Origin of the sequence: Pseudomonas syringae group sp. J309-1 (assembly GCF_032582135.1) — a bacterium.
GTDB classification, from domain to species: domain Bacteria; phylum Pseudomonadota; class Gammaproteobacteria; order Pseudomonadales; family Pseudomonadaceae; genus Aquipseudomonas; species Aquipseudomonas quasicaspiana.
Map to the genome: position 1 here is coordinate 85,801 of NZ_JAWHNU010000011.1, position 23,556 is coordinate 109,356.

The window sequence follows — 23,556 nt, forward strand, 5'->3', positions numbered from 1 at the left end:
GAAAGGCTCTAGAATCGCCGGTGGCCGGGCATGCGATGCAGAGGTCGCCACCCGCGCGGCGATAAAGGCGTTACTGGCCAGCCACAGGTAATAATGGATTATGGAAAATACGCAGGAAAAACCCATTCGACGATGAGCAGTTATGCAGTTTATTTCCTCTTCTTTGGCTCAAGCATTTGCTGAAGCCGTCTTTGCCTCAATCAACGACAGTGAAAGTGCACGGGAGCGTCCAGATCTTCAACTGTCAGGTATTGATCTCGAAGGACGCCAGGTTCCAGTAAAAGAGTTAAGCAAGTTATTTATGCTGGCGCAAAAGATGGGTGCCAGTGATGACATCGGACTTCTCGCTTACGACAACGCGCATCCAGGCAATCTGGATTTTCTGGGATACGCGATTATGTCGAGTTCGACAATAAGCGATGCCTTGAAATATATCGTGGATTTCCACTCTGTCGTGAGTTCGGGTTTTTGCATGTACCTGGACAGGCAGGGCAGTACCCTCAAGCTCATAGGCTTTGCGGAAAACTCCAGAGAGCCGGAGTTGCCGAGACCATTCATTGATGCGGCGGCGTCCATAACCCTTGGACTGCTTCACTGGTTGGCACCCCGTAAAAAAATCATGCCTTTATGTGCCGAGTTTACTTACGACGAGCCCAGCGATACTACGCAACTCAAAAAGCTGTTCGGGCCAAATTTGAAATTCAGGTCCGAGGTGAACGCGCTCACCTTCAAACGTGAGGATGGCGACTTGCCGATAGCCACCGGCAATGTGCTGCTTCAGGCTATCCATAATGATTATCTGGCGATGCAGCAGAACACGATCAACATCGACAATGTGAGCGCGCGCACCAAGAGCACAGTGCTTCAACACCTGAGCCAGAATCGCCCCGTGACCATCGAAGATATTGCGCACACCATGCAGTTGACGCCTTATCAACTCACCAAGGCGCTGGAACCGGAAGGGCAGAATGTCAAGAAGCTGATAGATCAGGTCAAGATGCAGCAGAGCCATCAACTGCTGACTACCAGTATTTTGTCGCTTAAACAAATCAGCTACAGGGTCGCGTTTAAAAATCAGAGTGCGTTTAATAAAGCCTGTGAACGATGGTTCGCAATGTCTCCTGGCCGGTATCGCGCCAGCAAGAGTCAGGACGAGGAGTGACCCTGGTTTACTCAGCCTTTGATTTAAAGCTGTAACTCTATCTACCGACTCATCGTCCGCTCATAAGCCGCCAGCACCACTCGTTCCGACTGCTCCAGATAAGCCCCGAGCATGGTAGAAGCCTCGTCTGCACGGCCTTCTTCAAGGCATCGCAGAATCGAGGCATTCATGTCGAGAAACGGCAAGTGCAACAGCTGCGGGTTATTGAGCAGTCCGAAAGCCAGTCTCAATTCAGCCGAGATCTGTCCGTAGAACACCACCAGACGAGGGCTGTCTGCCAGTTCGACAATGGCCCGGTGGAACATCATGTTGGCGGTGCCGACTGCTTTCCAGTCTTTGGCTTCCCGGGCCTGTATACCGGCCTCGACCGCTTCGCGCATGTGCAGCGTTCCGGGATGCAGTGGATAACCTTGCGCGATGGCTTTGCACTCGATGAAGCGCCGCACGCGGTAGATATCGATGATGGATGCCATGTCGGGTTCCGCAACCGTTACTCCACGGTTGGGTTCGTGCTTGAGCAGCCCTTCACGGGTCAGCACTCTGAAGGCTTCTCTCAGGGTATTGCGTGAGATATTCAGGCTTTCTGCCAGCGCAGCCTCGGAGAGACGTTGACCGGGGATTAATTCACCCTCGACCAGCATTCTTCGGACTTCCTGAGTAATGGACTCTCCCAGGGTGCGGTTGGGAAGAGCAGGCGCATCTTTCATAAGGGTTCCATGATGATAAAAGCCGCGCCGATATTCCATGAGACCTGACGGCGTGGCAAGGAAGAAGCTCGTTACGCGCTTCATTAAGTAGCATTCATGAGTGATCGCGTAACGAAGTGGTGCATATCGTCCACTCATGAATGATGGATTGTTCAACAATGTTTCGTTGTTAAACCTACACTTAAGCGGCATTTGTTGAGTGTTGGCACACACATTGCTCTGTTGGGAACATCTCTCACTGTAGGAATGATGCCGTGACACAGACCACTCAAGAGTTTACGAAAGCGCGGCGCGCCTCTCTGGTTGCCGCCATCTTCATGATGGCCACGTCTGCGATCGGGCCAGGCTTCCTGACCCAGACGGCCACGTTTACCGCTACCCTGGGTGCCGCGTTTGCGTTCGGTATTCTCGCCTCGATCCTGATCGACTTCGTTGTGCAATTGAACGTCTGGCGCATCGTCTCGCTGACCCGAATGCGCGCAGCGGATCTGGCCAACGCGGCGATTCCTGGCAGTGGCTATCTGCTGACGTTGCTGGTTCTGTGCGGTGGCCTGGTGTTCATGCTGGGTAACATTGCAGGCGCGGGCCTGGGTTTGAATGCCTTGACCGGTCTCGATCCCAAATGGGGAGGGGCGTTGAGTGCGTTGCTTGCCATCGGGATTTTCTCGTCGCATCGCGCAGGTATCGCCATGGACCGGATCATGATGGGCTTGGGCATCCTGAAAATCTGCCTGATCCTGTTCGCATGCTTCGCGACCCATCCGCCGTTGGGCGAGGCCCTGCGTCAATCGGTGTGGCCTGACTTCATCGACTTCGCCTCCATCACGACCATCGTCGGCGGCACGGTAGGCGGTTACATCACCTATGCAGGCGCTCACCGTCTGCTCGATCGCGGCACTGTTGGCGTTGAAAACCTTCAGGCGGTATCCCGCGCAGCACTGACCGGCATCCTGGTCACGGGGATCGCTCGTTACGTACTGTTTCTGGCTATCCTTGGGGTTGTGGCAAGTGGCGTCGTTATCGACGTGTCTGGCAAGGGCGCAAACCCTGCTGGCCAAGCGTTCCAAGCGGCGGCAGGCGATATCGGCATGATGATGTTCGGTCTGGTGTTGTGGGCCGCCGGTATCAGCAGTGTGATCGGCGCTTCTTATACGTCTATGTCGTTTATCACTGTGTTCTCCAAGAAGATCACCGAGCGCATGCGCAACCTGGCCACCGTGGTTTTCATCGTCATCTGCATGGCTGTGTATATGGTGCTGGGTAAGCCACCGGCTGCACTGCTGGTGTTCGCGGGCGGTTTCAACGGTCTGATCCTGCCGCTGGGCCTGAGCATCTTCATGTACGTGGGCTGGGCGCGCTCGGACCTGATGGGCGGCTACCACTACCCTCGCTGGTTGCTGGTGCTTGGCATCCTGACCTGCCTGCTGTCCTGGTTCATGGCCTACAAATCCGCGGGCGCCATCTTTGCCTTCATCGGCGCGGCCTGATTTAACGGAGATTACTGACATGCGTACGATTGACCTTAACAGCGACCTGGGAGAGAGCTTCGGCGCCTGGAGCATGGGCGACGATGCGGCGATTCTTGAAGTGGTCAGCAGTGCCAACGTGGCCTGTGGATTTCACGCGGGTGATCCGGCTGGAATACTGCGCACCCTAGAGGCGGCTGCCGCTCGTGGGGTTGCGGTCGGGGCTCATGTGGCCTACCCGGACCTTGTCGGGTTCGGGCGGCGCAACATGGACGTACCTGCCGAGCAACTGACTGCCGATGTGATTTATCAGATCGGCGCGCTTCAAGGCCTGGCCCGAAGCGCCGGTACTCAAGTGAGCTATGTGAAACCCCATGGCGCGCTCTACAACACCATTGCAGGCGATGCGAAGCAGGCGGCGGCCGTCATTCAGGCGATCCTGCGCATTGATCCGACGCTGAAACTGGTTTGTCTGGCCAATTCCAGCCTGCTGGGCTGGGCCCGTGATGCCGGTCTCTCCTGTGTCTCTGAAGCGTTCGCGGATCGTGCCTATACGAGCGCAGGTACGCTGGTATCCCGCTCGAAAGCCGGTGCGGTATTGCATGATCCCGAGTTGATCGCCCAGCGCATGCTGCGCCTGGTGCATGACGGCGTCATCGAAACTGAGAACGGCGATCTGATTCGCCTTGAGGCTGATTCGATCTGTGTGCATGGCGACAGTCCTGACGCTGTAGGCATCGCGCGCGCCCTGAGAAAGCATCTGCTTGAGGCAGATATCACCATTCGTGCATTCACCTGAGGCTGATCATGAACTCGATAAAAGAAGCCCGTGAAGCCGCCATTGCTGCCCGCGCTCTTTACCGCGAAGGCACTGTGTCACCCACAGCCGGGCACGCGCCCGGGATGACGCAAGCCAACATGATTTCGTTGCCCCGGGAATGGGCATATGACTTCCTGCTGTTCGCCCAGCGCAACCCGCAGGCCTGCCCGATCCTCGACGTGACCGAGCCGGGTAGCCACAGCACCTTTCTGGCCGATCAGGCCGACTTGCGCACCGACTTGCCGTTGTATCGGGTCTGGCGCGATGGGGAGCTGGCTGAAGAGGTGACTGATGTCCGTGATATCTGGGCGCAACACACCGATCTGGTGACCTTCCTCATCGGCTGCAGCTTCACGTTCGAAACCGATCTGTTGAATGCGGGCATCGACATCAGGCACATCAGCGAGCACTGCAACGTGCCGATGTATCGCACCAATCGTATCTGCCGACCCGCTGGCCGTCTGCAAGGCGAGATGGTGGTTTCGATGCGGCCCATCGCCGCCGACCGCGTTGCCGATGCCGTGAAAATCACTGCGCGCTATCCCGGCGTGCACGGTGCGCCCGTGCATGTCGGCGAGCCTGCGTTGCTGGGTATCAAGGACATTTCCTGTCCGGATTTCGGAGACGCAGTGACCATCAAGCCCGGCGAGATTCCAGTGTTCTGGGCCTGCGGTGTGACGCCTCAGGCCGTGGTCATGGCCTCTCGGGTGCCTTTTGCCGTGTCCCATGCGCCGGGCCATATGTTCATCACTGATGTCCCTGACGGCCATTACCACGTATAGGAGTTGATCATGCGTTTCTACCCGGCCAGCCTGGACGCGCTTCTGGTTGAATTGGAGAATCTGGACGAGACCCTCGCCCTGTTCGACTCCTTGCAGCAGGAGCCCATTTTTGGTGTACAGGAGCTCGTTCCGGCAGCCCGGACAGTGCTTGTGCATTTTCGTCCGAGCGCGATCAGCAGTCAGGCGTTGGCGGCGCAAATTGCTGTGCGCGACGTCCACGGCAAAGTTCGCGAGGCTGGCAAGCTGATCGACATCGCAGTGCATTACAACGGCGAGGATCTGGATGATGTCGCCCGCGAGCTCGGTATCAGTACCGAAGAAGTGATTCAGCGACATACCGGCAGCGATTACAAAGTGGCCTTCTGTGGTTTCGCCCCAGGTTTTGCTTACCTGAGCGGCGGCGCCGAGTTCGTGGTGCCGCGCCGCAGCACGCCGCGAACCCGCATTCCGGCCGGTGCGGTCGCGCTTGCAGGTGGCTTCAGCGGTATTTATCCACAGGCCAGCCCTGGTGGCTGGCAGATCATTGGTGTTACCGAAGCCAAAATGTGGGACCTGGAGCGCGATGAACCGGCGCTGCTTCAGCCGGGCTATCGCGTTCGCTTTCACGACGCCGGTCCGTTGGTGAACAAGACGGTTTCTGTGGCGGCACCGAACCGTGTGCAGGCGTCGCCGTTGACCGGGGATTATCTGGAAGTGGTTTCGCCGGGGCTGCAGACCTTGCTTCAGGATCTCGGACGTCCCGGGCGTGCGGGGCAGGGCGTATCGGCTTCGGGGGCGATGGATCGCGGCGCATTGCGTGCGGCCAACCGGGCAGTGGGTAACGATCCTGCCAATGCTTGTCTTGAAGTGCTGATGGGCGGCCTGACGTTTACCTGCCATGGCCAGGCCGTGGCGGCGGTTACGGGTGCAACGGCAGCGCTGGAAGTGCGTACTGCCGAAGGTCATCTGCTGCGCCCGGCGCTCTACGCGCCGTTTATGTTGCAGGACGGTGATCAGGTCAGCATCGGTTCGCTAACTGCCGGGCTGCGCAACTACGTGGCGGTTCGCGGTGGCTTTGCCCGTGAGCCCGTGTTGGGCAGTCTGTCCACCGACACCCTTGCTCATGTGGGGCCCGCTCCGTTGGTCTCGGGTGAGTGCCTGGCAATTCAGCAACGATCAGGTGGGGAGGCTGTGTCGGTGAGCGAGCAACAGGCATTCGATATGCCGAGCGCTGATCAGATCATTACCCTGGATGTGGTCATGGGCCCGCGCAGTGACTGGTTCACTGCCGACGCTCAAGCCTTGCTTGGCCAACAGACCTGGCGCGTGACGCCGCAATCGAACCGTATTGGTATTCGATTGGCGGGCGACACCGCACTGGAACGGACCATCACCGGCGAGCTGCCCAGCGAGGGCACCACCGTCGGCGCGATTCAGGTCCCGCCAAGTGGTCAGCCGGTGCTGTTTCTGGCGGACCACCCGCTGACGGGCGGCTACCCGGTCATCGCCGTTGTCGCGCCTTATCACCTGGACCTTGCTGGTCAGATTCCGGTCAACTCCCGCATTCGCTTCAACCCGCTGGGTGCTTTCGAGCCCGTGTGCCCGGCTCTTTCAGACGAGACTGATAACTCATGAAAAAGGTTCTGATTGCCAACCGTGGCGAAATTGCTGTCCGCATCGTACGCGCCTGCCGTGACTACGGGGTCGCCTCAGTGGCGGTGTATGCCGATGCCGATATCGACGCATTGCACGTGCGCCAGGCTGATGAGGCCTATGCGTTGCACGGTGAGCGAGGTGCCGATACCTACCTGAACATCGAGAAGCTGCTGGCCGTCGCTGCACGGGCCGGCGCTGACGCGGTTCACCCGGGGTATGGCTTTCTTTCGGAGCGGGCGGATTTTGCCCGCGCCGTGATTGATGCCGGTCTGACCTGGATCGGTCCTGATCCGAGCACCATCGACGCATTGGGTGACAAGGTGCAAGCGCGGCGTATTGCCCTGAAAGTCGGTGCACCTTTGGTGGCGGGGACTGAAGGTCCGGTGAAGGATGCCAGCGAAGTGGTCGCGTTTGCCGAGCAGTACGGACTGCCGATTGCGATCAAAGCGGCGTTCGGCGGCGGCGGGCGCGGTCTGAAAGTGGCGTGGAAGCTGGAAGAAGTCAGCGAGCTGTATGAGTCGGCGGTGCGTGAGGCGGTTACTGCATTCGGGCGTGGTGAATGCTTCCTGGAGCGCTTTCTGGACCGACCTCGGCACATCGAGGCGCAGATCATCGCCGATCGCCACGGTCGAGTCGTCGTCGTCGGCACGCGTGATTGCTCGCTGCAACGGCGCAATCAGAAGCTCATCGAAGAGGCGCCAGCACCTTATCTCGATGACGCCCTTCGCCAGCGTATCCATGACTCGGCGCGCAACATCTGCGCTGAGGCCGGTTATGTCGGCGCCGGTACTGTGGAGTTCCTGCTCAGCGCAGATGGCACCTTGTCGTTCCTTGAGGTGAATACCCGTCTGCAGGTCGAGCATCCGGTCACCGAAGAAACCAGCGGTATCGACCTGGTGATCGAGCAACTGCGGGTGGCTGATGGCTTGCCGCTGTCCTTTGAAGGCACGCCAACACCTCGCGGTCACAGCTTCGAATTTCGTATCAACGCTGAAGATGCCGGTAATGGTTTCCTGCCGACACCGGGCACCATCGAGCTGTTCCAGGCGCCTTCGGGTCCGGGTGTTCGCCTGGAGACCGGTGTCGAGCAAGGCTCGCGGGTGTCGCCTAACTTCGACTCAATGATTGCCAAGCTGATCGTCACCGGCGCGACTCGCGAACAGGCTATCCGTCGTGCGCGCCGTGCCCTTGCCGAGTTTCGTGTGGAAGGCGTAGCCACCGTGTTGCCTTTCCATCAAGCCGTGATGGCGCATGACGATTTTACGGCGCCCGATACGTTCGCCGTTCACACGCGCTGGATCGAGACTGACTTTGCTGAACACGTCACGATTGCGCCGCGCAGTGCTGCGTCGGCCGATCCAGGGGTGCTGCGCACGTTTGTCGAAATCGACGGCAAGCGCCATGAACTGGGCCTGCCCGCCGCGCTTTTGCGTGGGGTCAGCATGAACTCCGCAGAGCCTGCTCCTGAAGCGGTGGCTGTGGAAAAAGCCGACCCAGAGGCAGTCGTGACGTCGGTTGCGGGCAACCTGCACAGCTGGGTCGTCGAAGATGGCGAGTCGGTAGAGGCGGGGCAGGTCGTTGCGGTGATAGAAGCGATGAAAATGGAAACGTCGATTCTCGCGCCATGCGCCGGTCGGTTGCAGATCGGTGAGCAGCCGGGTGGTTATTTTGAGGCGAAGTTCAAGATCGGACGTATCAATACGGCGGTTTGACGTGGGGCGGGCTTTAGCCGGGAGGACGGTATTTCGGCGGAGAAGATGTGTTGGAGGTCCGGACATTCTCACGGCTTAATCCGCTTTCATCTTTTTCTGTAGGAGTCTCCCCGGTGCCCCTGACACCACGCTGTCTCGCAGCAAACAGAGGACATGTGGGACCGGATTTATCCGGGAAGGCGGCATTCCTGACGATAAAAATGCGGCGAATGTAATGGCCTCTTCCCGAATGAATTCGGTCCCACCGGTTCTTTGTGAATTCAGATAGTTACGTGTTGTTTGATGAGAGCCCCCCGGTGTCACTGACACTGCGCTGTCGCGCAGCAAACATTGGATCTGTAGGAGCGCACGAGCACCGCGAGGCCGCGATGGCGGTGTATCAGACAGGACGCAATCGCTGCCTCGCGATGCTCGTGAGCTCCTACAGAAAATCATTCCAGGTCAAGTGATTACATCTTGTTTGATAGGAGCTTACGAGCACCTACAGGTCCTGTGTTTGCTTCGCGACAGCGCTGTGTCAGGGCACAGAGCAATCTCCTGCCAGCCAGGGCTTATTGGCGTGATCCCGATGGTTTATATTGACCACTCTCCGATTCTGGAGCAGCAGACTTATCGGTTTTCGGGACACAAGAAATGCGGACGTTTTTTCTGGGCTGGACAGCGCAATACGAGCGGCGATTCATTAACTACCTGGCCGCTCGTTACGAAGTGCGCAGACTGGAAGTGCCCAAGCTGATCAAGCGTACACATCGTCTGGTCACGCGCAATCGCCGGTCTGGTGGTGTGCAAGACAGAATGGTGCCGTGGCTGGGTCGTTTGTACTGCGCGATCAAAGGGTTTCGGAACACCGATATTCTGGTCTGCAACGAGGGCCAGATTCAGCGCAACGTATTGCCCTCTATCGTGCATGCGTTTCCGGGGCACAAGGTGCTGATGGTTCGGGATCTGGTCGATGAGGCTTTTGTTCACGCGATGAGTCCGTTCTTTGATCGAATCTATAGCTTCGATCAGGCCCAGTGTGATCGTCTGGGCATGCAGCATCTGAATCAGTTCTTCCCGTTGGGCTTCGATGAAATAGCCGCGCCAGTCGCAGTCTCCGGCGACGCGGCTACCGGCCAGCGGTGTTTCTTTCTGGGCCGTGACAAGGGCCGTTCCGCCTTGCTTGATCAGCTCGCCAGTGTGTTGGAGCAACACGGATGCGAGGTGGATTTCCACATTGTGCGGGACAGCACCTCTACGCCAACGACGCGTTTTCACACTGACGCACTGCTGGATTACGAAGCCAATCTTGAGCTATCGCTCGCTGCTGACGTGTTGGTCGAGATCAATCAGCCCGGTCAGTCCGGATTCACGCTGCGAACCCTGGAAGCGGCTTATTTCGGCAAAAAGCTGATCACCAATAATGCCTCGGTGAAAGAAACAGCCCTGTTTCACCCTGCCAATATCTTTGTCTTCGATGCACAGTCGTCCTGGGATACGACAGCGTTGGGCGAGTTTTTGAAAACACCCTACGAACCCCTTTCGAAGGAAACGCTTTACGCGTACTCACCCGATTACATGATCGAGCGTTTGATGAAGGAGACCGGTCGCCCTTAGGTCTTCAGGTATTAAGTCACCAACGCGATCGGCAACCCAAAGCGCTGCCATCAGGCCAAGCGCTTACTGTGATGGCTGCAACGGCTGAAACTCGCCTCGTTCAAGGTTCTGCACCTGATTCCCCATGGAATCTGTGGCGTTAAGGTCTGCGCCTTTGGCGGCGAGGGAGTCGAGGATGTCTTTGCGGTGGAACAGGGCGGCGTACATCGCTGCGGTCTGGCCAGCGTTGTTGCGTTGGTCTGGCGCGCAATTGGCGGCAACCAGTTGGTGCGCGATGCTCAGTTCACCCTTGAAGATGGCACCCATCAGCGCGGTGTTGCCTCTGAGGTCCTTGGCGCAAGGGTCTGCACCTGCATTCAGAAGTTGCGTCACCGTTTCCTGGTGGCCGTGATAGGCCGCGAGGATCAGTGCGGTGTAACCCTTTTCGTCCTGAACGTTCAGGTCAAATTTAGCGTTGATGAATTCGTTGAGCATGTCCTGTCGGCCGTCACGTGCGGCCTGGAAAAACAGCGCACGTAATTGTGCCTGAGTGTCGGTGGTAGTTGCTTCGTTTGTTGCTTCGGTCGTGGCGGCACTGGCAGTGCCGGCGGTGAGGCACAGCAGCAACGCGAACAGGGTTCTGCGCATGGTGGAATCCTCTGGAAGGCCCGGCTCGCTCCAGCCAGATCGCTGAAGCGAGCGAGGTGTTGATCAGTCCTTCAGTGCGGCAGCGAGTTGCTTGACCTTGTCGAGGTCGCCTTTGGCAACTTTGGTCACGCCAGTGCCGTATTCCGGATCAGCCTTGTAGAGGAACGAAAGCATGATGTCTTTGCTTTCGGTATCGGTGGTGGCCAGCGACTCACCAAAGCTTTGGATCAAGTCCTGCTGGTCTTTTTTGCTGTACGAACGATACAAGTCGCCCGCTTGCTTGAAGTTCTGCTCGCGCTGAATCTTCGCTTGTTGCGTGGTGCCTGACAGCGGCAGCTGGCTGTAGCGAGCGGCCTCAACAGCAGGGCGCGGGTTGAGGCGGCTTGGCTCGTAGTTGACGCCGGTTGTGGTGTTGCCGCTGTTCAGCGAACCGTCCTGATTGCCGTTGTTGACCTTAACCTTTGGCGCGTTGATCGGCAGGCTGAAGACGTTCGTGCCGACGCGGTAGAGCTGAGTATCTGCATAGGAGAACACGCGGCCCTGCAGCAGGCGGTCTTCCGAAGGCTCAATGCCTGGCACGACGTTGGCTGGAGCCATCGCGACCTGTTCGGTTTCCTGGAAGAAGTTATCCACATTCTTGTTCAGAACCATCTGGCCAATTTTGCGTTCTGGAACGTCCGGCCAGATTTTGGTGGCATCCAGTGGGTCAAAATCAAACTTGGCCAGGTCTTCAGGTTTGATCACCTGAACGTAGAGGTCCCATTTCGGGAAATCCCCTTTCTTGATCGCATCCACCAGATCATTGGTGAGGTGGCTGTAATCTTTGGACTGGACTTCGGCAACCTGTTTTGGATCAAGGTTTTTCAGGCCTTGCAGGCTTTTCCAGTGAAACTTCACGTAGTTCACTTCGCCTTTGGCATTCACCAGTTTGTAAGCGTGAACGCCGTTGCCATCCATGGTGCGATAGCTGGCGGGAGTGCCTTCGTTGGAGTACAGCAAGGTCAGAGTGCGAGTAGCTTCCGGCACGTGGGAGAAGAAATCGAAACGGCGCGAGTCGTCATCCAGGTTGGTGCGCGGGTCAGGTTTGAACGCATGCACCATGTCCGGGAACTTGATGGCATCACGAATGAAGAACGTCGGGAAGTTGTTGCCGACCAGGTCCCAGTTGCCGTCTGCGGTGTAGAACTTGGTTGCAAAACCGCGCGGGTCACGCAGGGTTTCCGGCGAGTGATTGCCGTGTACCACCGAGGAGAACCGCACGAAAACCGGCGTGTGTTCACCTTTGCTGAAGACTTTGGCTTTGCTCAGGTCAGAAGCACCTTCTGACGCAACGAACTCCCCGTGGACACCAGTGCCGCGCGCGTGCACGACGCGCTCAGGGATGCGTTCGCGATCAAAGCGCTGGAGTTTTTGCAGCAGTTGTACGTCCTGCAACAGGACCGGGCCAGTCGCGCCGGCGGTTTGGGAGTTCTGATTGTCGCCAACGGGGGCGCCATTATCACGGGTCAGGTTGTCAGCGTAGGCTGCGGAGCTTGCCATCAGGCTTGCTCCGATCAGACTCACTGCGACGTGGAAGCGAGGTATGGGCATCACAGGTCTCTCTCTGTTTTTGGTTGTTCTGAGAGCCTTAGCGTAAAGACGAGTCTTGCCGTTCATGAATTGTTTAAAGCTATGTCCTTGATAAATTTGGACATTTGAACTTAATTCGGATTTGGTGATCGTTTCGGAATTTCAACAGGTTACGGCTTCGGAATGGCAGCCGTCTGTTGCATGAGAGGAGAGGTATGACGTGCGAATCCGAGCCACTTCGCCGCTCTTGATCATTGCTTGAATTGCTTTATTTATACCCGGAAGCAGGGTCACAAGTTCCGGCTGTAGCTTGATGCTGATCGCAGAATCGCTGAGGCTCGCGCCGCGCTCGAAAAGATTCGGGTCCATGCCTTGTTCTGCGACGAGGTAATCGAACAGGTCATCGACCATTGCGATGGCGTCAACGCGTCTTGCCAGTAGCAGTTTAAGCAGCGCAGGGTCTTCCGAGGTTTCCAGTTCCACCAGGTTTTTGTCCGCAAAGGACGGGTCCATGGTCAGGTAGGTGTAGCCCCGGACGGTGCCGATAGTCAGGCCGCGCAACTTATCCACAGGGACTTTGGCGGCGGGGCTCCCTTTGAGCACGTAGAGATGTTCCTTGACGCGCAGGTAGGGTTCGGAAAACACAAAATGTTGAAGTTCTTCGGGGCTGTTCCACTGCACCGAGTCGGCGTAGTTCATATCAAGTTCGTCCCTGCCGAGCATGGCTTGCAGCCGATTGACCGGGTAAGAAACGAACTGCGCCTCGATATTGGCTTGCTGCAGAACGCGGCGGACGATGTCGGTGGATATGCCGCGCAGATTGCCTTGCTTGTCTTCATAGCTGAATGGCCGCCATTGGGTGCCTCCAGCCTGGTAAACCTCTGCGTGCGCTGCATTGGTCAGGACTAACGCCGTCAGTAATATTCCATGACACAGGTTGCGTAAAAACATGCTCGACTCTGCCTCCGTGCAAAATGGCCTGAGCCCAAGTTAGCAGCCAAACGTGGCGGTCACGTGAAGATTTTCGCAACACGCAAAAAAGCCCGCGCTGATAAGGGGCAGGCGGGCTGGTTTTGCACAGGCGGCTATTGAGAAATCTGCTTGTTCAGCTCCGGCAGAACAAAGTTTTTCACGATGTATAGCGAGCCTTCTTCACTGAGGTGCCCGGAGTCGATTTGCAGCAGCGAGTCATCCTGCAGCCGCGCCAGACAGGCGTTGGCGATACAGAGTTTGTCGATCAGCGATACAAAGTCGATCGCCTCAGGATCAATCTGGCTGTGGGTTGCCCGGTCAGCGGCCATGACGCTCTGATCCAGCGCCGGGTCGCTAATGTGCGATTCGTTCTGCTTCCAGTGCCGGTTGGCGATCACGCTTGGCAGGGAAGGGCTCCATTGCGGTAACGGGCCCAGCAGGACGATGTGTTTGACCCCGTAACGCTTGAGGCGAGTGGCGATGTCGTTCCAGCGGGTTTTGTCGTGCTGATCCTTCTGGGCGATCACCACGACATCCGGGCGCAGCTCGCGAATACTTTGCAGCGCGGTCCGGTTGGAATAGTTGCAGGTCAGGCGTGGCGCGGTGGCGCGTCCATTGTCCTGAGTCAGGCTGGGTTTGCAGCCGGCCGAAGCGACCTGATAGAACGGTGTGTCGTGTGCCAGTAAGGTTCTTAAACCCAGGGACAACGCCTGGGCATGAGAGTCGCCCCACAGAAAGACGCCACCGCGCCCGCGCTTCTCCGTGCAAGACGGATCAATGGCGGACAGGCCGCGTTCGGTGAATGCAGAAAAGGCGTCGCATTTGAGCCAGTAGGTTTCATACAGATTTTTCTGCCGATTGGCGTAATCCTGAACAAAGCGCGCCTTGTCGGAAATGCTCACCGAGCGCAGCGCCGAAACCGCACCTTCCGTAGCATTTACCGCCCCTGCGGCGACAAATACCGAGCCGATCAACGCGCTGACAGTGGCGAACCTCCAGCGCCGTTTTCCGAAAACTGCTGAGGGGGATTTTTCAATCAGATGATAAGACGCCATGCCCAGGCCAAAGGCGCAGAGTATGCCCAGCACCAGGCTGGACGTTTCGCCCAGATAACCCGAGTAACTCATGAACACCACCACCGGCCAGTGCCAGAGGTACAGCGAATAAGATAGTTTGCCGGTCCATTGTGAGAATCGGTTGGCGGTCAGGAACGAGTCTTGTCGCGCTGCAATGATCACGGCCAGGGTACCCAGCACCGGTAGCAACGCCAGATAACCTGGCCATACGTCCTTCTCGGAGAGGGCAAGGAAACTCGCCAGCATCAGCCCCAGCCCTACGCGCTCCAGAGCGCGTTGATGCGACGTCTGGAGCTTGATGGGGAACGCACACGCGGCCGCGCCGACCAGCAGCTCCCAGGCGCGTGTCGGCAGCAGATAGAACGACGGCTCCGGCCATTTGAATGACGCGAAGACACAAAAGCCAAACCCGCCCAGACAGGCGATCAGGATCAGCCAGCGCAGACGGTGCAAGGCAATCACTCGGCTCAACGCCAGCAATACCAGCGGGTAGATCATGTAGAACTGCCACTCCACCGACAGCGACCATGTGTGCAGTAACCATTTCTCGTGGGCGCCCGGAGTGAAGTATCCGGCTTCGAACCAGTAAATGAAGTTCGATACGAAACCCAGGCTGGCAGCGATGTGTTTTCCCAGTTCGCTGTAGTCCTGCGGCAGCAGGTAGAACCAGCCCGCCAACAGGAGCACGAAGCACAGCGCCGCAAGCGCCGGGACTATCCGTCGGGCTCGGGATGCATAGAACGTCAGCAGGCCGAAGTTTCCCGCATGCAGGCTGCGCAGGATGATGCCCGTGATCAGGTAGCCGGAGATCACGAAGAAGATATCCACACCCGCAAACCCGCCGGGTAACCAGTCGGGATTGAAGTGGTAAAGCAGCACGGCGATCACCGCGATGGCGCGCAGTCCATTGATGTCTTTTCTGAAGTCCATTGCGTTACGTCATCCGGTCTGGGGGCAGGACGTGAGATCAGGGGCGTTGGGGCGCTACTGTCTCGGAGTTCAGGCTGATGATTTTCGGAAAGCGGGTGAGGGTGACGGGAACAGCACAACTGCCGTCCTGACAGTGCCAGAAGGCCTCGCCGGATACTTGCCCTTTGGCCGAGTCCGCCGTGTCGACGAACATGACCGGGCCTCTCAGTGGGCGCTGGGTGGTGATCTGCTCCAGGCGTGGCCCGCCGACATTCCAGGCGGCAATGACATGTTCATCACCCCTGTCGAAGTGCAGTTGGTAGGCGTCGGCAGATTGAGTGCTGGCCTGCGCGTCCCAGGTGAAATGCCTGATCACGTCGGCGATGGCTTTGACCATCCCATAAGCTGGCTTGGGCGACAGGTCCTGATTGAGCAGGCCGAAGTTATGCTCTTGGTCGGTTCTGTCTGGCCCGTCGTTGATCAGGTCATACCACCAAAGGCCTTTGATGTTCGGGACGGTGCGGGTGAAAAACAGAATCTGCGCCAAATATGCCGCCTGGGTTTGTTGGGTATTCCCGCATGGACCCTTATGGCTGGGCCAGGCCATTTCCGTGATGTAGATCGGCACGATGCGCCCGGCCCTGGTGCGAACGTGTTGTTCATAATCGCGCAGCCATTGCACCCAGCTTTCCGGGTTGTTGCGCCCGTCGGCGGCGCAGTGGGCATAAGGATGAATCGATAACCCGTCAACGAGGTCGAGCATGCCTGCGTCGATCAGCCGATCAGCGAAGCCACCGTCCATGCCTTCCGGTGTCACCGAGCCCGCCAGGATTTTGGCCGGAGTGCCGTTTACCTGAGTGGTGTTCTTGCGGATCACCGGTACGGCTTCACGGACCAGCGTGGCGTAATCCGCACTGAGTTGCGGGTCTTTGGGGGCTTCAAGGTCCCACTCGTTCCAGATCTCGTAGAAATCGACTTTGTTGCCCAATTGACCGGTGACGTAATTCACGTAGGTCAAGTACCCCGCCTTGACCGTCGGCGTGCGCGGTTTGGCGTTGTCATGAAAGGCCGTGCTGTAGTCCAGAATCGTCAGCCTGTTCAGATTCAATCGGGTCGCCGTGCTCAGGTAGTCCCGCCACGGCGCGATGATGCGCCACTGATTGGGCTTAGGCTCTGCGGTCGACCAGAAAACGTCGTCTTTGACGGCGCTGAATCCAGCCTTGGCAGCCAGTTCCAATGCGGGCTTCGACGAGGCGTCGAAGTTCATCAGGTGGGTGCTGATGCCCAGAATAAAAGCCTCTTGGGCCTGCAGCGCAGTGCAGGTCAGCCAGGTCATACAGGCCAGTGCGGCGGCAAATCCTTTGCCCGCCATGGTCAGTGCACCGTCGGTGAGGGCGACAGGTAAAACTCCTGCAGTCTGGGGGTTCGTCGACTATCGAGCAGTTTGTCAGACAGTGCATGACCTATCGCCAGGCCCAGGAACAGATTGGCAACGGTCACTTCAAACATGTCGGTGGTCCAGCCGATCATGCAGCAGCAGAAGGTGATCGCCAGCAATGCTCTACCGACATGGCTGTCGTCATCGGTCAGCTTGAAAAACAAGGGAATCTGCATCAGGTACAGCAGCACGCCGCCCAGCCCGAGCATCGCCCACAGGTACATGGCGCTGCTGTCCGAACCGGCCAGCATCTCGCCACCGGGAACGGGGAACATTGAAGCGGCGCCACCGAACATGCCGAAGCCTGCACCGGTGAGGCTCCAGCCTTCTTTGCTGACGGCGTAAGCGACATTGGGCCAAGTGTTGATCAAGCGGTCATACAAGGTGCCCAGTGCCGAGTTGCTACTGCTGATGGTGTGCAGATCAAAGTCATAGAGCATGCCCAGCACCGGCAGCAGCATCCCCGCAAATACCGTCATGACGCAGGCAATTCGCGTCGTCCAGCGCATGCGGCTGATCAGCAATAACACCAGGGTCAACGCGAAGGCTGCGGCGGGCGCTTTGCTGGTGGTCAAGACGATGGCGTACAGCGCCACCGGGCTCAACAGCAGCCACAGAAGCCGTGAGCGCAGCAGCATGAGCAGGTATAGCGTGTAGATGGCGATCAGGATCGACAGGATGTTGGATACCCGTGCGAACCCGGCGATGCGGTCTTCGGTATCCGTAGTCCATGAGGTGTTAGCGCTCAGTTCGGCGTCGCCGATGCTGTAGCTGTAGCCCTTCCACGGCACCGAGGTGAATTTGTCCAGCGCTATGCCCACCAGCGATGCCCCCAGACACAGGCCAATCACCCATAAAAACAATCTGCGTCGATGGACCAGATGTTCGCTGCAGACCATCCCGAACAGCAGCGGACTGATGCCAAACAAAGCGAAAGCCACATTGTTCAAGCTGGCCCCGTGCAGCATTGCCAGTACGCTGGAAACCACCAACAGCAGCAAGCTCAGCCAGACCACCCTTCCGGCTTTGTAATCACCCAGCTCCAGGGCAAACATCACCAGGCAGGCAATTTTCGGCACATATAAAAGGGGTCCGATGCCGGCCTTGTCGAAGTAAAAGCGCAGCGCACCGGAAAAGGTCTCGATCAGAATCAGGCTGATGGCAATCCATACCACTGCCGTCGATTTGTTGAAGGCCAGAATCGACGAGCGAGCGTCGCAGCCTTTCGCAGAGTTCAACATCATGTTTTCTGCCTCGGGAATGCTGATTGAGAATTGGGTTGCCACGTAAGAAGCTTGCGAACACCGGCCCGTGGGAGCGAATTCATTCGCGAAAGGGTAGTGCCAGGCACAGCTGCTTTTCAGGTCGGGCCCCTTCGCGAATGAATTCGCTCCCACGGGAAATCGCATTTCAATTCAGTGGGGATGCAGTAGTTAAAGGGAGAGCACTTGGGGAAAAGCATCATCCACGCTACCGCTTATCAACCATGGGGAATGGTCAACGCGACAGGAAAACAGGGAGGGGGAAATCAGAAAGGACAGGGGCTATATCAGCCTGAGTTCGCAGAACTGTCAATCAATTCGTCAATATTTGAGCGCGATCCGACAGGCAGGTGTTTTAACCATCGGTAACGTAATGAATTTAATGGACATTAAATATTGGCGTATTCGCCGATCGTGATGCGGAGGTGCATGCAGCATTGCTGCAATGCACCTCTTCATCAGTTCAGGCTACGCCGGGTACTTACGCTTGTCAGGCGCGGGCGGGAAATACTGGTACAGCCAGGTTTCGCTGAGCGTTCGGTCCTGAGTCTTGATGTACATACGCATCTGCACAGGTTCGACCGAGTCGCTGTCTGGCAGCCAGTCGAAAATGATCCGATAGCCTTTGATGTCCGGCAGCACGAGGATGTTGAATTCCTGCAGCTTGCCGTGCGAGACGGTCACGATAGGCTCGATAGCGGTGCCTTCCGGCAGGTTTTCCAGGCCGCCGCCGTTGAAGTCCACTGCAAAACGTCGCGCCCAGAACTTCGGGTAATGCTCGCCGGGTGCCCAGCCCTCGGTGAAACCGCCCATGCCGGAACGCGTGGCATGCACTTGCGCCAGTGGCGTGCGCACAGGTGGCAGCGGTGCCCAATACAGCTTGTAGCCGTAATTGACCGATTGCCCGGCTTTGATTTTGTCCTTCGGCGTCCAGAACACTACGATGTTGTCCATGGTCTCGCCGGTGGTGACGATTTCCACCAGATTGACCGCGCCTTCGCCCCACTGCGTCGTGGGTTCTACCCACAGGCTTGGACGGCGGTGATACCAGTCAACGGTGTCCTGATAGCTGGCAAATTCGTGGTCGGTCTGCACCAGGCCAAACCCTTTCGGGTCTTTGTCAGCAAAGGCATTGAATTGCAGGCTGGGCGGATTGTTCAGCGGGCGGCAGATCCACTCGCCATTACCACGCCACATGGCCAGGCGATCCGAGTCATGGATTTGCGGGTGAATCGTGTCGCACATCCGGCGCTCGTGAGTACCGCAACTGAACATGCTGGTCATCGGCGAGATGCCCATCTGGTCAATGTCAGTGCGCGCGTTGATGTTCGCATCGATCTCCATGACCACCTGGCCGGACTGGCAATCGATATCAAAACGGTAGGCACCCGTGCAGCTCGGTGAGTCCAGCAGCGCGTAGACCACAAAACGCGTGGCGTTCTTGTCCGGAGTTTCGAACCAGAACTTGGTGAAGTCTGGGAATTCTTCCTGGCGCTTGGCGTAGGTATCAATGGCCAGGCCGCGTGCTGACAGGCCGTATTGCCTGTTGCTGTCCACTGCGCGGAAATAGCTGGCACCGAGGAACGACACAACGTCGTTGATGGCGATTTCGGGTGCCTTGAACAGCTTGAAGCCAGCAAAACCCAGGTCACCTTTGACCAGCGATTTGTCGATGCCGCTGGACTCGTAGTTGAACAGTTCGTGGCGGAAATGCACTTCCCGGGACTCTTTGGTCTTCGGGTTGACGCTGTACATGCGCACCGGCGTTTTAAAGCCCATGCCGACGTGGAAGAAATGCACGTCCAGTTGGCCATGAAGCTCGTTCCACAAGGAGTGGCCAGCGTCGTATTTGATCGCGTTGAACTGTTGCGGTGTCATGTTTGCCAGTACAGGAGGCAGTACTTGCTTGTTGCTGACGTAACCCCGACCAGCCAATTGCTTGGCATGGGCTTTCAGTGCATCGAAGTCGAAGTGTTCGATTTCGCCGTCGGCCGTGGCGGCCATCGCGCGTGCAGCAAAAAGCCCTGAGGCCGGAACGCTGCTATAGGCTGCCAGCGCCATGGATGCTTTCAGGAGAGTCCTGCGATTCATAAGGTGAAGCCCCTAACGAGTACTGTGCATCCTGCACAAGAAAATTTGCGCGCTACGACTCCTTGCTGAACGCCAAAGTACCGACAACAGATAACAAACACAGCATCTGGTTCGAAAAAAACATAAATAATTACGATTTAGATGTGCCGGAATTGTTTCTGGATGGCGCATTCCTCCTGTGGGAGCCGGGCTTGCCCGCGATAAAGACACCGCAGATATCTGACCCATCGCATCAAGCCCATCGCGGGCAAGCCCAGCTCCCACAGGTTTTGCGTAAATCCGTCGGACCGGCTTCAGCCGGGAAAGCGTCGAAACATTCGCTAAACGTCCTTTGCCAGAAATCCCGCTTCCCCGGTTGAAGCCGGTCCCAGGTCATCAGTTCCTCCTGTGGGAGCCGGGCTTGCCCGCGATAAGGACACCGCGGATATCTGACCCATCGCATCAAGCCCATCGCGGGCAAGCCCAGCTCCCACAGGGGCATGCGTATCACCAGACTACGACTGCGTAGGCAACCCGATTACGCTCATCGCCGCCTGGCGCAGGGCTTCGGAGCGGGTAGGGTGGGCGTGGCTGATCAGCCCGATGTCTTCGGACGATGCAGCGAACTCCATGGCGACACAGAACTCGGCGATCATTTCGCTAACGCTTGGCCCCACAAGATGCACGCCGAGAATTTCGTCGGTGCGTTCATCGGCCAGGACTTTCGCGAAGCCATCCGTTTCGTGGTTGACCTTGGAGCGGCTGTTGGCGCTGAACGGGAACTTGCCGATCTTGTAAGCGCGGCCATCCGCCTTGAGCTGTTCTTCGGTCTTGCCGACGCTGGCCAGCTCCGGGCGGGTATAGATCACGTTGGGGATCAGGTTGTAATTCACTTCACCGGCCTTGCCGACGATACGCTCCAGACACACCGTTGCTTCGTCTTCGGCCTTGTGCGCGAGCATCGGGCCTGAGGTGACGTCGCCGATTACCCAGACATGCTCGGCAGCGGTTCGATGGCCTTTGTTTTCAAGCATGCCGCGCTTGTCGACCTCAAGGCCGACCGTCTCCAGTCCCAGGCCTTTGGTGAAAGGCCGTCGACCAATAGAGACCAGCACGTAATCGGCTTCGATCAGCTCGGCGTCGCCACCGGCAGCGGGCTCAACGCTGAGATTCACGCCATGATCCGTCGTGGTTGCGGTCGTGACCTTTGAGCTGAGCTTGAAGGTAATGCCCTGCCGCGACAGTGAACGTTGCAGTGTCTTGCCCGCTTCCAGATCCGTGCCGTGGGCAACGTGATCAAGATATTCCACCACCGTGACTTTCGCGCCGAGACGTCGCCACACTGATCCCAGCTCCAGGCCGATGACCCCCGCGCCTATCACGACCAGATGCCTGGGCACTTCAGCCAGAGACAGCGCGCCGGTGGAGTCCAGAATGCGCTTGTTGTCGATCTCTACACCGGGCAGCGGTGTTGGCTCGGACCCGGTGGCGATGATGATGTCCCTGGCTTGCAGCTCGGTTTCCACGCCCTGTGTATCGGTCACGATCACTTTGCCCGGACCTGCAATGCGCCCCCAGCCTCTGATCCATTCTGCCTTGTACTTGCGAAACAGAAACTCGATGCCCTTGGTCAGGGCCGCCACGCTGTCGCCTTTCTGTTTCATCATCTGCGCAAGATTGAGCGTAGGTGTGACCTCGATACCGAGCTTGGCGAACTCCTCGCCCGCGGCCGACTCGTACAGCTCCGACGCATGCAGCAGTGCCTTGGAAGGAATGCAGCCAACGTTCAGGCATGTGCCACCCAACGTCTCACGGCCCTCGACGCAAGCCACGCTCAGCCCCAACTGACCGGCCCGAATGGCTGCGTTATAGCCGCCCGGACCGCCCCCGATAATCACAACGTCATAACTGCTCATAGCCTTTGCTCCTGAGTCGAGATGCGGGAAGTAAAGCCCAGAAGATAGCGGGCCATTAAATTATGGTTGTAATGTTTAGGGGGGTAAGCGTCAAGCGGCAGCTTTTTTGTAGGCGCAGCTCCCGGCCGTCGCGCAGCAATAAACGGATCTGTAGGAGCGCACGAGCACCGCGAGGCCGCGATAGCGGTGTATCAGACAGGCCGCCATCGCTGCCTGGCGGTGCTCGTGAGCTCCTACAGAAAAGCATTAAAAATCAGTTGGTTGCCAGACATGCCACGTCAGGTCCACCAGTACCGCACGAGGTGGAAGAAGATCGGCGCTGCAAAACACACGGAGTCGAGGCGATCGAGCATGCCGCCGTGACCTTCGATCATGTGACCCCAGTCCTTGACGCCACGGTCGCGCTTGATCGCGGACATGACGATGCCACCGGCAAAACCCAACAAGTTGATCAGCAGCGCGATCAGAATCGACTGCCACGGGTTGAATGGAGTAATCCAGAACAATGCTCCGCCAATCAGCGAGGCAAGTGCTATGCCTCCGACAAAACCTTCAACGGTCTTGGAGGGCGACAGATTGGGCGCAATCTTGCGCTTACCGAAGAGCTTGCCGCAGACGTACTGCAACACATCCGACAGTTGCACCACGATCACCAGCCAGGCGATCAGCAACAGATTACGGCCTTCGTACCCGGCGATATCCAGCGTTAGCAGGGCAGGAACGTAGGACACGCAGAACACTGCGATCATCAGCCCCCACTGGACCTTCGATGCACGCTCGAGGAAATGTTTGCTGTCACCCCCCAGCGAGGCAAGGATCGGCAACAGCAAGAACACGTAAACCGGAATAAAGATCGAGAACAGCCCGTACCAATCCATCCAGATCAGGATGTATTGCAATGGCAAGGCTACGTAGAAAGCTGCCACTAAGGCCGGGTAGTCGCTTTTGCGGGTCGGCGTCAGGGTCAGGAACTCCCTCAGGGCATAGAACGACACCGCGTAGAACAGCAGGATGACAGCGGTGTATCCCAGCGAAAAGGCGATGCCGATGACGATCACCATCACCCACCACGCGTTGATCCGCGCGTTCAGGTTGTCGATGACCGAATTAGGGCCGCCAGCCTTGCGTTTGAGGATGTAGCCGATCAACGAGGCCAGCAGCAGAATCGCGCCAATCCCCATGAACAACATTTGGGTCTGCTTATCCATCAAAGCTGCTCCGGAGCCAAGGCCAGCAGCGCTTCACGGCTGCGCGACAGAAACTGTTCTTTGCTTTCTTCACTGCCCAACTGCAATGGCGCGCCGAAACTGGTGGTACACAACAACGGCAGTGGCAGTATTCGCCCTTTTGGCATTACACGATTGAGGTTGGCGATCCACACTGGCACCAGTTCAGCCTGTGGGTAACTTTTAGCCAAGTGGTACAAGCCACTTTTGAACGGCAGCAAACCCTCTTCAGGGTTGCGGGTGCCCTCCGGAAAGATGATCAGCGAATCACCGTTTTCCAGCGCTTCCAGCATGGGCTGTAACGGGTTGCTGTCCGGTGTCTTGCGCTGCCGGTCCACCAGCACGCCATTGAACACACCGTTGATGATGTAGCGGCGCAGCGGACTGCTCTGCCAGTAATCCGCGCCCGCAACGGGGCGAGTCAACTTGCGCAGCGCTGGAGGCAGCGAAGCCCAGAGCAAGACGAAATCGCCGTGGCTGCTGTGGTTGGCGAAATAGATGCGTTGCGTCGGCTCTGGAGAGCTGCCGAGCCACAGGCTGCGGGCACCGGTGATGCTGCGCGCGCCTGCTGTAATCAGCGTCGCGACCAAGGGTTCAAACATGGCGTTTCC

18 protein-coding genes are annotated in these 23,556 nt (G+C 57.8%); 7 read left to right on the plus strand and 11 right to left on the minus strand.

The annotated features are described in order from the left end of the window. Positions 1-142 precede the first annotated feature (142 nt). Positions 143-1,162 (plus strand): AraC family transcriptional regulator, encoded by a 1,020-nt coding sequence (locus tag RX972_RS09085; RefSeq protein WP_316874459.1) that lies wholly within the window; start codon positions 143-145, stop codon positions 1,160-1,162. Between the two features lie 41 nt (positions 1,163-1,203). Here the strand turns inward: RX972_RS09085 and RX972_RS09090 are convergent, their stop codons facing one another. After that, positions 1,204-1,869 carry a GntR family transcriptional regulator gene (locus RX972_RS09090; RefSeq protein ID WP_255886705.1) on the minus strand — a complete coding sequence of 222 codons (666 nt, stop codon included), beginning with the start codon at positions 1,867-1,869 and terminating at the stop codon, positions 1,204-1,206. Between the two features lie 254 nt (positions 1,870-2,123). On the opposite strand from RX972_RS09090, the gene RX972_RS09095 reads away from it, so the two are divergent. The 6 genes from RX972_RS09095 (at position 2,124) to RX972_RS09120 (ending at position 9,880) form a co-directional block, all read left to right on the plus strand. Next, a complete protein-coding gene (locus RX972_RS09095; protein ID WP_027898340.1) occupies positions 2,124-3,356 on the plus strand; it encodes an NRAMP family divalent metal transporter in 1,233 nt (410 codons plus the stop codon). Between the two features lie 19 nt (positions 3,357-3,375). Further along, positions 3,376-4,134: a 5-oxoprolinase subunit PxpA gene (locus RX972_RS09100; protein WP_316874466.1), complete on the plus strand. Its 759-nt coding sequence runs from the start codon at positions 3,376-3,378 to the stop codon at positions 4,132-4,134. An 8-nt stretch (positions 4,135-4,142) separates the two neighbouring features. After that, complete coding sequence (locus RX972_RS09105; RefSeq protein WP_316874468.1) at positions 4,143-4,937, plus strand: putative hydro-lyase; 795 nt, start codon at positions 4,143-4,145, stop codon at positions 4,935-4,937. A 9-nt stretch (positions 4,938-4,946) separates the two neighbouring features. Beyond that, positions 4,947-6,551, plus strand: a complete 1,605-nt coding sequence (locus tag RX972_RS09110; RefSeq protein ID WP_316874469.1) for a 5-oxoprolinase/urea amidolyase family protein — start codon at positions 4,947-4,949, stop codon at positions 6,549-6,551. Beyond that, positions 6,548-8,284, plus strand: coding sequence for a biotin carboxylase N-terminal domain-containing protein (locus RX972_RS09115; RefSeq protein WP_316874470.1), 1,737 nt, complete (start codon positions 6,548-6,550; stop codon positions 8,282-8,284). Before RX972_RS09110 ends, RX972_RS09115 begins: the two co-directional genes overlap by 4 nt. A 633-nt stretch (positions 8,285-8,917) precedes the next feature. Further along, on the plus strand, positions 8,918-9,880 hold the full coding sequence (locus RX972_RS09120) for a hypothetical protein (protein ID WP_316874471.1): 963 nt from the start codon (positions 8,918-8,920) through the stop codon (positions 9,878-9,880). 63 nt (positions 9,881-9,943) lie between these two features. Here RX972_RS09120 and RX972_RS09125 read toward each other — a convergent pair whose 3' ends face one another. From RX972_RS09125 to RX972_RS09170, 10 genes are all read right to left on the minus strand, one after another. Beyond that, positions 9,944-10,507 carry an ankyrin repeat domain-containing protein gene (locus tag RX972_RS09125; RefSeq protein WP_122708581.1) on the minus strand — a complete coding sequence of 188 codons (564 nt, stop codon included), beginning with the start codon at positions 10,505-10,507 and terminating at the stop codon, positions 9,944-9,946. Positions 10,508-10,570: 63 nt separating this feature from the next. After that, positions 10,571-12,097 (minus strand): catalase KatB, encoded by a 1,527-nt coding sequence (gene katB, locus RX972_RS09130; protein ID WP_316874474.1) that lies wholly within the window; start codon positions 12,095-12,097, stop codon positions 10,571-10,573. Between the two features lie 141 nt (positions 12,098-12,238). Beyond that, entirely contained in the window at positions 12,239-13,027 is a 789-nt protein-coding gene (locus tag RX972_RS09135; RefSeq protein ID WP_316874475.1) for a substrate-binding periplasmic protein, read from the minus strand. A gap of 134 nt (positions 13,028-13,161) precedes the next feature. After that, positions 13,162-15,054: an acyltransferase family protein gene (locus tag RX972_RS09140; protein WP_316874477.1), complete on the minus strand. Its 1,893-nt coding sequence runs from the start codon at positions 15,052-15,054 to the stop codon at positions 13,162-13,164. 37 nt (positions 15,055-15,091) lie between these two features. Continuing rightward, complete coding sequence (locus tag RX972_RS09145) at positions 15,092-16,405, minus strand: hypothetical protein (RefSeq protein WP_316874479.1); 1,314 nt, start codon at positions 16,403-16,405, stop codon at positions 15,092-15,094. A gap of 2 nt (positions 16,406-16,407) precedes the next feature. Continuing rightward, entirely contained in the window at positions 16,408-17,715 is a 1,308-nt protein-coding gene (locus RX972_RS09150) for a hypothetical protein (protein ID WP_316874480.1), read from the minus strand. Between the two features lie 486 nt (positions 17,716-18,201). Further along, positions 18,202-19,824: a glucan biosynthesis protein D gene (locus RX972_RS09155; RefSeq protein ID WP_231674897.1), complete on the minus strand. Its 1,623-nt coding sequence runs from the start codon at positions 19,822-19,824 to the stop codon at positions 18,202-18,204. Between the two features lie 494 nt (positions 19,825-20,318). Continuing rightward, entirely contained in the window at positions 20,319-21,719 is a 1,401-nt protein-coding gene (lpdA, locus tag RX972_RS09160) for a dihydrolipoyl dehydrogenase (RefSeq protein WP_316874484.1), read from the minus strand. Positions 21,720-21,997: 278 nt separating this feature from the next. Further along, complete coding sequence (locus RX972_RS09165; protein WP_027902502.1) at positions 21,998-22,927, minus strand: phosphatidate cytidylyltransferase; 930 nt, start codon at positions 22,925-22,927, stop codon at positions 21,998-22,000. Then, positions 22,927-23,547, minus strand: coding sequence for a lysophospholipid acyltransferase family protein (locus RX972_RS09170; protein WP_255886764.1), 621 nt, complete (start codon positions 23,545-23,547; stop codon positions 22,927-22,929). Before RX972_RS09170 ends, RX972_RS09165 begins: the two co-directional genes overlap by 1 nt. Positions 23,548-23,556 lie beyond the last annotated feature (9 nt).

Bases quoted from the DNA above. Each gene is read 5' to 3' on its own strand.
- RX972_RS09100 (WP_316874466.1), top strand. From the start codon at position 3,376: ATGCGTACGATTGACCTTAACAGCGACCTGGGAGAGAGCTTCGGCGCC.
- RX972_RS09165 (WP_027902502.1), bottom strand. From the start codon at position 22,927: ATGGATAAGCAGACCCAAATGTTGTTCATGGGGATTGGCGCGATTCTG.
- RX972_RS09125 (WP_122708581.1), bottom strand. From the start codon at position 10,507: ATGCGCAGAACCCTGTTCGCGTTGCTGCTGTGCCTCACCGCCGGCACT.
- RX972_RS09170 (WP_255886764.1), bottom strand. From the start codon at position 23,547: ATGTTTGAACCCTTGGTCGCGACGCTGATTACAGCAGGCGCGCGCAGC.
- RX972_RS09105 (WP_316874468.1), top strand. From the start codon at position 4,143: ATGAACTCGATAAAAGAAGCCCGTGAAGCCGCCATTGCTGCCCGCGCT.
- RX972_RS09110 (WP_316874469.1), top strand. From the start codon at position 4,947: ATGCGTTTCTACCCGGCCAGCCTGGACGCGCTTCTGGTTGAATTGGAG.
- RX972_RS09140 (WP_316874477.1), bottom strand. From the start codon at position 15,054: ATGGACTTCAGAAAAGACATCAATGGACTGCGCGCCATCGCGGTGATC.
- RX972_RS09145 (WP_316874479.1), bottom strand. From the start codon at position 16,405: ATGGCGGGCAAAGGATTTGCCGCCGCACTGGCCTGTATGACCTGGCTG.
- RX972_RS09115 (WP_316874470.1), top strand. From the start codon at position 6,548: ATGAAAAAGGTTCTGATTGCCAACCGTGGCGAAATTGCTGTCCGCATC.
- RX972_RS09120 (WP_316874471.1), top strand. From the start codon at position 8,918: ATGCGGACGTTTTTTCTGGGCTGGACAGCGCAATACGAGCGGCGATTC.
- RX972_RS09085 (WP_316874459.1), top strand. From the start codon at position 143: ATGCAGTTTATTTCCTCTTCTTTGGCTCAAGCATTTGCTGAAGCCGTC.
- RX972_RS09135 (WP_316874475.1), bottom strand. From the start codon at position 13,027: ATGTTTTTACGCAACCTGTGTCATGGAATATTACTGACGGCGTTAGTC.
- katB (WP_316874474.1), bottom strand. From the start codon at position 12,097: ATGCCCATACCTCGCTTCCACGTCGCAGTGAGTCTGATCGGAGCAAGC.
- RX972_RS09150 (WP_316874480.1), bottom strand. From the start codon at position 17,715: ATGATGTTGAACTCTGCGAAAGGCTGCGACGCTCGCTCGTCGATTCTG.
- RX972_RS09155 (WP_231674897.1), bottom strand. From the start codon at position 19,824: ATGAATCGCAGGACTCTCCTGAAAGCATCCATGGCGCTGGCAGCCTAT.
- RX972_RS09090 (WP_255886705.1), bottom strand. From the start codon at position 1,869: ATGAAAGATGCGCCTGCTCTTCCCAACCGCACCCTGGGAGAGTCCATT.
- lpdA (WP_316874484.1), bottom strand. From the start codon at position 21,719: ATGAGCAGTTATGACGTTGTGATTATCGGGGGCGGTCCGGGCGGCTAT.